The organism is Streptomyces sp. DG1A-41 (assembly GCF_037055355.1).
Classification (GTDB): Bacteria; Actinomycetota; Actinomycetes; order Streptomycetales; family Streptomycetaceae; genus Streptomyces.
In genome coordinates this window covers 7,864,332-7,875,989 of record NZ_CP146350.1, presented here as the reverse complement: position 1 = coordinate 7,875,989, position 11,658 = coordinate 7,864,332, and the positions used below count along the sequence as shown (strand labels likewise).

Below are 11,658 nucleotides of genomic sequence, written 5' to 3'. Positions count from 1 at the left end.
CGAGTGCGGTCGAGGTGGGCAACCGGGCATGCCCCCCTCTCCCCTGCGCCCCATTCCGTACCGCCCCCGCCTACCGGTGTCCGCCGCCCGCCCCGCGCGGCGGACCAACGGTCCGACGGCAATCCGTCACTGCGTCCGGGGCGCCAAGGCCCCGATCACCCGCTCGACGTCGTCCCGCCAGGCACACAGCTCCGCCTGCGTGGGAGCCAGCTCGTACCCGTGGTAGTGGCAGGCCCGGCTGAGGCCGGCCCAGGTCGACGACCAGCGGCGGGCCGTGTCGGGGTCGGCGTAGGACTCCAGGCACAGGGCCTGGGCGTGCGGCGGGCAGCGGGTCAGCTGCGGCTTGCGGGCCTGCCAGTAGCGGCGCAGGGCCTCTTCGAGGGCGTGGCGCAGCAGCAGTGCCACGGCGCGCGGCCAGACGCCCGTGGTAGAGGCGGTGGCCGTGCCGAGCAATCGGTCCGCACCCGCGAGCAGTTCCTCGGGGGTCGAGGTGGACGGTGGCGGAGGCGGGAGGGCCGCAGGGAGCCGGGGCGGGCGCGCGGGCGGGACGGGTGTGGCCGGGTGGATCGTGGTCACAGGGATCGCACCGCCTTCGCGAGGTCCGCCGTGCGGCGGATGATCTCCTCCGCGTCGTCGACGGGCACGGCTTCGTGGGAGCCCTTGTTGCACCACCGGATGTGGTCGGTGGCCTGTGCCCCGTAGGCCCGGGTCAGGTCGGCCATGGCCTCGCCCACCCGGTCGGCCTCCCCGTAGAGGGCGAGGGAGGCCAGTTCGGTGAGCTTGCGGGCCTTGGCGATGTGCTGCTCGATCTCGGTGTGCGGCAGGCCTGCGCCGAGGAGCCGGCGCCGGGCCGGTTCGAGGAGGGCGGCCTCCAGGGCGGTCCGGCACAGGCCGGGCAGGACCCGGGCGGCAACGTCACCGGGCAGATCGCGGGTCCTGGCGAGCGCCTTCGCGTCGTGCAGGGCCTGCTTGACGGGGTCGTCGCCGGAGCGGACCCGTACGGCGGAGCGCTCGCGGCGGTCGACGGTGAGGACGGTGGCGGGCAGTCGCAGGTACTTAAGGGCCTGCGGCAGGCGGGTGTCGTGGGTGAAGACGACGACCTGGCGGTGCTCGGCCAGGAGGGCGAGGACGCGGGCGAGGCCGTCCACCTTGGCGGGGTCCATGGACTGCACCGGGTCGTCGATGACGAGGAACCGGAAGGGGTTCTCCGGGAGGAAGGTGCGCGGGAGGAACAGGGAGAGGGCGAGGGAGTGCAGTTCCCCCTGACTCATCACGCCGAGCGCGGGGGCGTCGATGTCGTCGACGGTCACGTCGAGGGCGACCTTGCGCTGGGTTGCGGAGCCGCTCAGGCGGACCGGGCCGAGGCGACGTTGCTCTGCTGGCGCAGGTTGGACCAGATACGCTGGGCGTCCTCGGCGATGGGCCGCATCCGGTCGGCGCGGATCTCGTCGTGGGTGGCCTTGAGCCATTTCTGGGCGGTCTTGACGCGGGCCAGGTGCGGGGCCGCCTGTTCGGCGGCGTGGGCCTTGTCGAGCCAGGCGGCGAGCGCCCGCGCGGGGTCGCGCCAGGTGTCGTCCTGGTCGGCGAGGCGCCCCGCGGCCTCCTGGCGGGTGACCCGTGCGGCGTCGGCGGCGGTCCGTGCGGCGTTCTCGGAGGCGGAGGCCAGCACGGCCGGGTCGGAGACGGTGCGGCAGTGCAGCCAGTCGTCCCAGGCGGCGGCGATTTCGGACGGCAGCCAGTCGGGGGGCGGGACGGCCAGGTCGCGGACGGCCTGCGCGGCCGCGTCGAGTTCCCCGCGGGCGGTGAGGACCTGCGCGGCCTCGGCGCGCAGCAGGCGTTCCTGCTCGGCGGCGTGCCGTGCCCATTCCTCGTCGAGGCGGGCTGTGCCGCCGCACACCGGGCAGGTGCCGAGGTCGGGGTGGGCGCGGTGGTGGGCGAGCGCGCGGGCGAGGAGTTCGGCGCGGCGCAGCGCGTCCTCGGCGGACGTGCCCCGCAGGTCCTCGGCGGAGGCGATGGCTTCGCGCAGCCGGGTCACGGCCGTGGCGACCGCCTCGGTGTCGGGCCCGGTCAGGGTGGAGCGGCGGCGCAGGTCGAACAGGAGTGACTCGTCCGCCGCGCCGGTCCCGGCGGCCAGTTCGGCCGCCCGCGCGAGGTCCGGGCGCCGCCCGCTCAGTGCGGTGTGGGCGGCCGTGGCACGGGGGTCTTCGGTGCTGTCCAGGAGAGCGAGCAGGGCGGGCAGTTCGGCCTTGGCCGCCTTGGCGGGTGCCTCGTACTCGCGGGCCAGCTCACGCAACCTCTTGTCGGCGGCGGCGAGTTGCTCCAGTCCGAGAATGGAGGCGACGGCGTCGTACATCTCGCTGGGCTTGCCGCCGATCACCTGGCCGAGCTCGGAGTACGACAGGAAGGGGCGGTAGGTCGCCAGGTCCTCCTGCCAGCCGAGGTCCTGGAGGGGGACGGGGTTGTGGCCGGGCCGGTCGAGTTCGGCGGTGGAGTCGGCGACGTCGTCCCCGTGCCAGGTACGCAGCACGGTGGCCGGCGCAGGATCGCCGTCGATGCGCAACTCCACTGCGACCTGGGGTTGCTGGCCGTGGTGGAGGTTGCGCCAGCTCTTACGCCAGATGTCGCTGCGGCCGCGCCAGCGGGCGTTGTCGCCGGTCAGCGCGATCTCGACGGCCTCCGCGAAGCTCGACTTGCCGGAGCCGTTGCGGCCGGTGACCAGGGTGAGTCCCGGACCGGGCGTGAGGGGGAGGCGTGCGGTGCGGCCGATGCCGCGGAAGCCGCTGACCGTGACGGACTGCAGGTAGGCGCCCGGCATGCGGCCGCGTACCGAGGCCTCGTCCTTGAAGGCGGCGAGCAGGACGGCCCGGGTCTCCTCGTCGAGGTCCGAGCCGGCGAGCCGCCCGTCGATGAGGTGGGCGAGGGTGCCGACGGGTGGATCGTGGGCGGGCGGCCCCGTGGGAGACGTGTCCGGTGCGGGATCGGCTGATACGGACATGAAGGGACTCCCGGGGAGGCGACGGCTGGGAAGCGAGTGGCCGGGCAGGCCGGCGGCGACTGAGCGGCAGGGGACACACGGGTGCGGCGGAGTGTCACGCGGACCGTGAGCCGTGCGCTGTCGATGACCATAGTCCACACAAGCGCAACCATGGAAGTCATTGGAACTTCATGGAGTATTTTGGTATCGGACCGAGGCGTGATGTCCCCGGCCCGCACTCACAGACGCCACTCCTCGGCGAGCATGGCCAGCAGCTCCTCCTGCCTGGCCTTGAGCGACTCGGGGGTCCACTCGGCGTGCTGGAGCACCTGGCTGGTCAGCGCGAAGGGAACCACTCCCCCGCGTCCGGTGAAGTACTTGGCCCTCTTGGCGGCGAAGTCGTAGTTCTGGGCCGCCGAGTTCTTGGCGCGGTTCAGCAGAACCAGGTTTCCCAGGCGGTGCGTCCACTGAGCGCGCTGCTCCTCATCGAACAGCTCGACCCACTGGGAGTCGTCATTGGGGCTCTGTGGCAGAACGTGCTCCACGGTGATGAGCGGGTGGTCGTACGTCACCCCCTGCCCCCGGGCCAGCAACTCGTCGAGGCGAAGCAGTACGTACTTGCGGATCCTGCGGACGAGATAGAGATCGCCGTCGAGCAAGGTAAGAGTGTCCGCCTTCTCGTCATCCCTCAGTTCGAGGGCCGGGGAGTCGAGGCCCCGGCCTTCGTCGAGCTGCCGGAGCAGCTCGGCATAGCGGGTGACGCGAGGGGTCGTGTAGACGCGTCGGATGAACATGCTGGCCGACAGGCGCTCCAAAGCGCGCAGGAACGCGTCGAGCCACGCCGGGTCGCTCTCATGGTGGCGCAGCGCCCAGAGAGCGGCCGGTCGCCAGTCGTAGTTGTCGATCTGATGGAGCCTCCTGAACCAGGCGTTGACCGCCTCCGCGCCCGAAGCCGACTCGTAACGAGCCTCCTTGATCTGAGCGTAGGCCTCGGCATATGGCCGAACGACGTCATGGACGAACGCCTCGGCCCTGTCGGGGAGGTAGTGGCTGAGTACCTGCTCCGGGAACTCCTTGAGCAGCTCCTGCTCCGCCCGCTTCTTGGCGAAGATCAACCGCAGGTGGAGGAAGAGTTCCGCGAAGTCGTCGCGCCCCAGCATCTCCTCTGCGTCCTCCCAGGTGGTGGCGCACGCCTCGGACGCCTCCGCATCGAGGTCGCCGATGATCTGCGACTTGAAGATGTCGGTGGGCGACAAGTCCAAGCCGCGGGAGTTCATGACGCTGAAGATCCGGTGGGCACTGTCGAGGTCGGGAGTACTGACGACGACCAGGAACGTCCGCTCGGCGAGCATCTGTGCCAGTTCCAGCCGGCGCTCCTCGGTCAGCGTGATGAGGCTGCGGTGCAGGACCGTCGCGTTGCGGAGGATGGCCTTCTGCGCGTCGGTCCGCAGGGTGTCCTCCTTGAGCGCCAGCAGCGTGTCCACCGCGCCCTTCGTCTGCACGTACTTCTCGAAGAAGTCCTTGTCGCGGCTTCGCAGGGTGAGCCGTGGCCTCGGGGCGAGGCCACGGATCTTGGCACCCGGTTCCATCACCAGCCGGTCGAGATCACCCCGCAGTTCCGCGTCCTCGGTGAGGTCGCGCAGGACCGACAAGAGGATGGTGAGGGTGGTGAGCCGCTGCTGGCCGTCGATGACCTCCGCCTTCGGTGCCCCGCCGTCCTTGACGAGCACGACGGATCCGAGGAAGTACGGCTCGTCCGTACCGCGGTCCAAAGCCTCCTGCAGGTCGGTCAGGAGCTGGGACGCCTGCTCCTCCTGCCAGGCGTACGGGCGCTGGTAGTCGGGAATCTGGAAGTTGTAGTCGCTACTGAACACCTTGTGCAGGGGCATCTCGTGCGCCTCAAGCTTTTGCATGCCCAGATGATGTCGGAAAAATGGAGCTCCGCGGCGGTGATCCGGCGCAACTCCCTTCCGCCCGGCAGCGATTTCATGGGAGCCGGGGCACCTCACAGCTGGACGAGAGCTTCACCGTCTACTGCTGTGTCGGCGACAACTGAGGGCCCCACGTCCGGTATAGGGCTTTACAGAGACCGGAAGTCCGCCATCCCCCTGCGCGCCATCCAGCCGGCCTTCGAACGAGACCTGGTCAAAGACCTGTTCTGCGCCGACCGGGGCATCACCCAGGCCAAGCCTCACAACCTGCATCTGCAGCTGCTCGCACTCGGCCTCAACGCGGTGAAGCACTACAACGACGACAAGGTCGACCGGCAGGGAGAGTTCCGCGGCATGCAGCTGATCGGCGGCGAGTTCTACTGCCCGCTGATGCCCACCCCGCTCATCACTGCGGGCACCACATACATCGACAGCCGCACGGACGAGGACCGCGCCCACGCACTCAACCTGATTCAGTCCCGGAAGGACTACCAGACCAAGATCAAGGAATACAGGCCCGCAGGGGACCAGCGTCGACAGTGCCCCGCCCTCGGGTCCCACGCCACGGTCACCTGCTACCGCCGGCCCAGCCACGCCCGTCCACCGTCGTCGACCTCGACGCCCCCACTGTCCGTACCCCAGCAGCCCTGCCCACCATCCCCAGGCCCAAGCGGGACACCCCCGTCTACCCCGACATCTGCAGGGGGAAGAGCATCACCGTCCCGGGCACCGTGTTGGCCAAGTGGCGGCAGAAATACCCCCTGTTCACCCCTCTGTGGCAGGAAGCCTGGTCCGGACTGCGCAGTCAGAACGAGGGCGGCAACGGCAACCTCAAAAAGTCCGCCCTCGACAGCATCGACAACCCCCAGCTCCGCCTGCCGCACGGACGCGTCGCACAGACCCTGCTCAATGCCGTCATCATCTTCGTGGCGAACCTCAGAGCCATCCGACGGTTCCTCCGCGACCAGGGCATCCAGCCCCGCAAAGCCAGCGCGCAGAGCGCCACAACCCAACCCGGTGAGCCCTCCGACCCGCCCCCGGCGCGACCGCTTCCGACCGAGCAGGTCGAGCCTCCGCCACGCGAGTGACACACCTCCCCCGCGCTCCGCCCCCTAAAAACCCCACATGCCTGCGCCACGGCTACCAGCCGTCGCGCAGGCATGTCCTGTTTCCGCAGGTGAGAGGCGCAGTACCTGGACCGCCACCGCCTCACCCCCTCATCGAGCCGATCACGAGGCTCGAGGCCCCAGAAACGACGAAATACCGGTGAGTCACATGACTCGACCGGTAATTCGTGAACGCTTCGGGACGATCTCGTGAACGTCCCAGCAAGTGTCCGAGGGGGGACTTGAACCCCCACGCCCGATAAAGGGCACTAGCACCTCAAGCTAGCGCGTCTGCCATTCCGCCACCCGGACCAGGTGTCTGCCGCCTTGCCAGGGCTCTGCCCCGCGGCGACATGGACAACCATACCAAGGTTTCGCAGTGCCTTTCACCTGCGTTTCCTTCCCCGGCCGGGGTCCGGGACCTCGCGCTCCGATACGCCTAGGGTCGCACCATGAGTGACTGGATGGTTACGCAGAGCTCCGCGGCGAGGCGTCGCCCCCGTGCGCTGTCGCCGCTCAGGGAGCATCTGCGGGACACGTTCTGGTTCGCACCCACCGCGGCGATGGTGAGTGTCTTCGTGGTCTGGCTGGGGGCCCAGGCGCTGGACACGGCCGTCGTCGAAGCGCTCCAGGACGAGGGCGATTACGACACGCTCGCCGAGCTGCTGCGGTTCGCGCAGGACGCGAAGGCGGTGGTGAGCGCGGTCGGCTCGGCGATGATGACCTTCATCGGTGTGGTCTTCAGCGTCTCGCTGGTGGCCGTGCAGATGGCGAGCGGGCAGTTCACCCCGCGCGTGGTGCGGCTCTTCGTCCGGAGCCGGATCACCAAGGCGACCTTCGCGGTCTTCCTGGCGACCTTCGTGCTGACCCTGCTGGTTCTGACCGCCTTCGACAGCGTCGACGACCCGCGTGCCGTCACGACCGTGCCTCTGCTGCAGTCGGCCCTCACCCTCTGCATGGTCGCGCTGAGCCTGTTGCTGTTCGTCCTGTATGTGAACACCACCCTGCGGCTGATGCGGATCAGCCATGTGATCGCGCGGATCGCCACGGAGTCGTTCCGGGTGGCCGCCTCGATGCCCGTGCCGACGGGCGGGCAGGACGACGCCGCCCGCCTCGGTTCCGCGACCGCGTGGGTACCGCACGAGGGCCGGGCGGGCGTACTGCGGGACGTGCACATCGCGCGGCTGGTGCGGGTGGCGCGCAAGCACGGGGTCGTGCTGCGGCTGATCCCGCGGATCGGGGACTTCGTGGTGCCCGGTACGCCCGTGCTGGCGGTCCATGGCGGGCCGGCCCCGTCTCGCGGGGCGCTGCGCTACACGATCTCGGTGGGTGTGGAGCGGACCTACCACCAGGATCTCGGCTTCGGACTGCGGCAGTTGTCCGACATCGCCCTGCGCGCCCTGTCGCCCGCCATCAACGATCCGACGACCGCCGTCCAGGCCCTGGACCGTGTCGTCCAGTTCCTGGCGGCGCTCGGCCGGCGGCCGCTGGACGCCGCTCTGCACCGGGACCGGGGCGGGGCGGTGCGGCTGGTCCAGCCCGTTCCTGGATGGACCGAGCTGGTGGATCTCGGGTTCACCGAGGTACGCGGGTGCGCCGTCGGGAGCCCGCAGGTCTCGCGGCGCATGCTGGCCGGACTGGACGACCTGCTCCTACTCGTGCCGCCGGAACGGCGGGAGCCGCTGCTCCGCCATCGTGACCTGCTCCGGCAGGCGGTCGACCGGTCCGAGCCGTCCCCCTCGGACCGCGCGTTCGCCCTGCACCCGGACCGGCAGGGCATCGGCTGACCGGCGCCCCCGGCACCCCGGCGCTGCCCGCCGTCGAGGCGGTATCCAGTGCGGCGTCGGCGACCGAGGCCGACACGGTTCCCGGTCGCGCGACGGCGTGCCCTCACGACAGCGACTGGTACCGGCCGGCTTCAGGGCAGCGACTTGCCGCCGGGCCTCACGGCAGCAACTGGTACTCCGGGAAGTTGCCCGGCAGCCGCTCCCCCGCTGGTCCCCGTGTCACCGCGCGCACCAGCAGCTCGCCGCCGACGAACGCGCCGTACCAGGACGCGCCGAGACCGCCGAACAGCTCGTCGCGGTCGCCGCGGGAACGGGGCAGGCCGTGGCCGGTCTTGAACGCGCGGATCTGTGGTGCGAGCCGCTCGTAGGTCGCCCGGTCGTCCGTGGACAGCGTGGCCACCAGCGCGCCGTTCGAGGCGTTCATCGCGGCCAGCAGTTCCGCCTCCGTGTCGACCAGGACGATCGTGTCGACCGGGCCGAACGGCTCCGCGTGGTGCAGCGGCGAGGACGGGGGCGGGTTGAGGAGCGTGACCGGCTGGACGTAGGCCGAGGTGTCCTGGCCGGGCAGGAAGCGGGCGTCGGACGGGCGGCCGCGGTGCAGCGGTACGGCGCCGCGCTCGATCGCCTCGGCGACCTGGTCCTGGAGTTCCTTCGCCTTGGCCGCGTTGACGACCGGCCCGATGTCCAGCTCGGGGTACGGGTCGTCCGGCTGCTCAACGGCGAGCGGGTGGCCGACCCTGAGTGTGCGGACCGCCGGGAGGTACGCCGCCAGGAACGCGTCGAACAGGTGCCGCTGGACGACGAAGCGCGGGTACGCCGTGCAGCGCTGCTTGCCGTAGTCGAAGAGCTTCGGGATCACCGCGGTGAGCGCGTCCCAGTCCGAGTAGTTCCAGATGCCCCAGGTGTTGAGTCCCTCCTGTTCGAGTACATGTCGTTTGCCGACGTCGGCGACGGCCGTGGCCACCGCGGCGCCGGTGTCGCGGCCGCCGACGAAGGAGACGCAGCCGATCTCGGGCGCCCGCACCAGCGCCTGGGACAGCTCGCCTCCGCTGCCGCTGACGAGGGTCAAGGGGATCCCCTCACGAGCGGCGAGGGCGCAGGCCAGGGTCAGGCAGGCGACACCGCCGTCGGTCGGGGTCTTGGCGATGACCGCGTTGCCCGCCAGTGCCTGTACCAGCACTGCGTGAACGAGCACGCTCATCGGGAAGTTCCAGCTGGCGATGTTGGACACCGGGCCGTCCAGCGGGGCCCGGCCGTCGACCATCTCTTCGATGCCGTCGACGTACCAGCGGACCCCGTCGATGGCCCGGTCGACGTCCGCCAGGGCGAGCCTCCAGGGCTTACCGATCTCCCAGACCAGCAGGAGGGCGAGCAGTCGGCGGTGTTCGGCGAGGGCGTCGAGGGTGGCCGCGACGCGGGCCCGGCGCTCCGGCAGGGGGAGGTGGCGCCAGGCGCGGTGCTGGTCGAGGGCGGCGCGCACGGCCTGGCGGGCGGTGGCCCCGTCCAGGCGCGGCGGGCCGGCGATCGGGCTGCCGTCGACGGGGCTGACGGCGGGCAGGACCCGGCCGTCCGCCTGCCAGGCGGCGTCCCAGAGGTTGAGGACCCGGTCGTCGCGGAAGGCCTCGGGCGCTACGGTGAGGCAGCGCTGCCACGCGTCGATCCAGGTCGTGCCGGATTTGAGGGTGAGGGTGGGCGGCATGGGTTTGCTCCGCTCTCGGTGCACGGTCGGGGGCGGGACCTGGCTCACTGCCGTTGCTCTCCGAGGCGCGCGAGTACGAGGTTCGCGGTCTCGGTCGGGGTGCTGCCCACGCTCACCCCGGCCGCCTCCAGCGCCTCCTTCTTCGCCTGTGCCGTGCCGGACGAGCCGGACACGATGGCGCCCGCGTGCCCCATGGTCCTGCCCTCGGGTGCGGTGAACCCGGCGATGTAGCCGACGACCGGCTTGGTGACGTGCTCGCGGACGTAGGCCGCCGCCCGTTCCTCCGCGTCGCCGCCGATCTCGCCGATGAGAACGATGAGTTCGGTGTCGGGGTCGTCCTGGAAGGCGGCGAGACAGTCGATGTGCGTGGTGCCGACGACCGGGTCGCCGCCGATGCCGACGCACGTCGTAAAGCCGATGTCGCGCAGCTCGTACATGAGCTGGTACGTCAGCGTGCCCGACTTGGAGACCAGGCCGATGCGGCCCGGCTTGGTGATGTCGGCCGGGATGATGCCCGCGTTGGACTGGCCGGGGGTGATGAGGCCAGGGCAGTTGGGGCCGACGACTCGGGTGCCCTTCTTACCGGCGTAGGCGGTGAAGGCGACGGAGTCGTGGACGGGGATGCCCTCGGTGATGACGACCGCGAGGCCGATGCCGGCGTCGGCGGCTTCGACGACGGCCGCCTTGGCGAAGGCGGGCGGCACGAAGACGACGGTGACGTCCGCCCCGGTCGCGCGCATCCCGTCGGCGACCGTGCCGAAGACGGGGACGGCACGGTCGTCGAAGTCGACGGTGCGGCCCGCCTTGCGCGGGTTGACGCCGCCGACGACGTTCGTGCCGGCCGCCAGCATGCGGCGGGTGTGCTTCATGCCCTCGCTTCCGGTCATGCCCTGGACGAGGACCTTGCTCTCCTTGGTGAGGTAGATGGCCATGACGTCCTCTCAGGCGGTGGTGGCGAGTTCGGCGGCACGGCGCGCGGCGCCGTCCATGGTGGTGACCTGCTGGACCAGCGGATGCGCGTGCTCGTCGAGGATGGCGCGGCCTTGGGGCGCGTTGTTGCCGTCGAGGCGCACGACGAGCGGTTTGGTGAGGCGGACGGTGTCCAGGGCCTGGACGATGCCGTCGGCGACCGCGTCACACGCGGTGATCCCGCCGAAGACGTTGACGAACACGGACTTCACGTCCGGGTCGGAGAGGATGACCGACAGTCCGTCCGCCATGACCCGGGCGCTCGCTCCGCCGCCGATGTCAAGGAAGTTGGCGGGACGCGCGCCGCAGCCCGCGACCACGTCCAGTGTGGACATCACGAGGCCGGCGCCGTTGCCGATGATGCCGACCTCGCCGTCGAGCTTGACGTAGTTGAGGCCCTTGGCGGCGGCCTTCGCCTCCAGCGCGTCGTCGTGTTCGGTGGCCTCCACGCCCCACCGTGCCTGCCGGAAGCGGGCGTTGTCGTCGAGGGTGACCTTGCCGTCGAGGGCGAGGATCTGTCCCTGCCCGGTGCGGACGAGCGGGTTCACCTCGACGAGGAGGGCGTCCTCGCTGACCAGGACCTCCCAGAGCCGTACGAGGACGTCGACGGTCTGCGGCGGCAGCCCGGCCGCCTCGGCGATCTCGCCGGCCTTTGCTGAGGTGACGCCCTCGGCGGGGTCGACGGGGACGCGGGCCACGGCCTCGGGACGGGTGGCGGCGACCTCCTCGATCTCCATGCCGCCTTCGGCCGAGGCGATCGCGAGGAAGCGGCCCGCCGCGCGGTCGAGTACGTAGGACACGTAGAACTCGGTCCCGATGTCCACGGGCTGGGCCAGCATCACCTTGCCGACCCGGTGGCCCTTGATGTCCATGCCGAGGATCTGACGGGCGGTGAGCTCGGCGGCGGCCGGGTCGGCTGCGAGCTTCACCCCGCCTGCCTTGCCTCGGCCACCGGTCTTCACCTGGGCCTTCACGACGACACGGCCACCCAGCCGGCGTGCGATCTCACGGGCCTCCTTGGGGGAGTCCGTCACCTCGGCCCGCGGCACCAAGATGCCGTGTTCTTCGAAGAGTTCCCTTGCCTGGTGTTCGTACAGGTCCATTCCGGCTCCTGACTGAAAGTGCCGCACGCCCCCTGGACACCACCCACCGGATGCGGGATAACAAGCTTCATACAGTATTCGTCGACTGT

At 70.6% G+C, this 11,658-nt stretch carries 9 protein-coding genes and 1 tRNA gene; 2 read left to right on the top strand and 8 right to left on the bottom strand.

Annotated elements, in window-relative coordinates; translation table 11 throughout:
* Positions 1-126: 126 nt before the first annotated feature.
* From V8690_RS36390 to V8690_RS36375, 4 genes are all read right to left on the bottom strand, one after another.
* Positions 127-576: a hypothetical protein gene (locus V8690_RS36390; RefSeq protein ID WP_338784304.1), complete on the bottom strand. Its 450-nt coding sequence runs from the start codon at positions 574-576 to the stop codon at positions 127-129.
* Positions 573-1,310: a hypothetical protein gene (locus V8690_RS36385; protein WP_338784303.1), complete on the bottom strand. Its 738-nt coding sequence runs from the start codon at positions 1,308-1,310 to the stop codon at positions 573-575. The genes V8690_RS36390 and V8690_RS36385 overlap by 4 nt, the downstream gene beginning before the upstream one ends.
* Positions 1,311-1,345: 35 nt before the next feature.
* The gene (locus V8690_RS36380; RefSeq protein WP_338784302.1) at positions 1,346-2,995 is read right to left on the bottom strand and encodes an AAA family ATPase; all 1,650 of its coding nucleotides are present in this window, start codon (positions 2,993-2,995) and stop codon (positions 1,346-1,348) included.
* A 218-nt stretch (positions 2,996-3,213) separates the two neighbouring features.
* Positions 3,214-4,887: a DUF262 domain-containing protein gene (locus V8690_RS36375; protein ID WP_338784301.1), complete on the bottom strand. Its 1,674-nt coding sequence runs from the start codon at positions 4,885-4,887 to the stop codon at positions 3,214-3,216.
* 557 nt (positions 4,888-5,444) lie between these two features.
* Here V8690_RS36375 and V8690_RS36370 point away from each other — a divergent pair.
* Positions 5,445-5,993 (top strand): hypothetical protein, encoded by a 549-nt coding sequence (locus V8690_RS36370; RefSeq protein ID WP_338784300.1) that lies wholly within the window; start codon positions 5,445-5,447, stop codon positions 5,991-5,993.
* A gap of 245 nt (positions 5,994-6,238) precedes the next feature.
* Here V8690_RS36370 and V8690_RS36365 read toward each other — a convergent pair.
* Positions 6,239-6,323: transfer RNA gene (locus V8690_RS36365), tRNA-Leu, on the bottom strand.
* Between the two features lie 140 nt (positions 6,324-6,463).
* On the opposite strand from V8690_RS36365, the gene V8690_RS36360 reads away from it, so the two are divergent.
* Positions 6,464-7,798 carry a DUF2254 domain-containing protein gene (locus V8690_RS36360; RefSeq protein ID WP_338784299.1) on the top strand — a complete coding sequence of 445 codons (1,335 nt, stop codon included), beginning with the start codon at positions 6,464-6,466 and terminating at the stop codon, positions 7,796-7,798.
* A 157-nt stretch (positions 7,799-7,955) separates the two neighbouring features.
* Here the strand turns inward: V8690_RS36360 and V8690_RS36355 are convergent, their stop codons facing one another.
* Genes V8690_RS36355 through sucC form a run of 3 tightly spaced genes read right to left on the bottom strand, consistent with a single transcriptional unit; the run spans position 7,956 to position 11,569 of the window.
* The gene (locus V8690_RS36355) at positions 7,956-9,497 is read right to left on the bottom strand and encodes an aldehyde dehydrogenase family protein (RefSeq protein ID WP_338784298.1); all 1,542 of its coding nucleotides are present in this window, start codon (positions 9,495-9,497) and stop codon (positions 7,956-7,958) included.
* 44 nt (positions 9,498-9,541) lie between these two features.
* Complete coding sequence (sucD, locus tag V8690_RS36350) at positions 9,542-10,429, bottom strand: succinate--CoA ligase subunit alpha (protein ID WP_338784297.1); 888 nt, start codon at positions 10,427-10,429, stop codon at positions 9,542-9,544.
* A gap of 9 nt (positions 10,430-10,438) precedes the next feature.
* Positions 10,439-11,569, bottom strand: coding sequence for an ADP-forming succinate--CoA ligase subunit beta (gene sucC, locus V8690_RS36345; RefSeq protein WP_338784296.1), 1,131 nt, complete (start codon positions 11,567-11,569; stop codon positions 10,439-10,441).
* Positions 11,570-11,658: the final 89 nt, after the last annotated feature.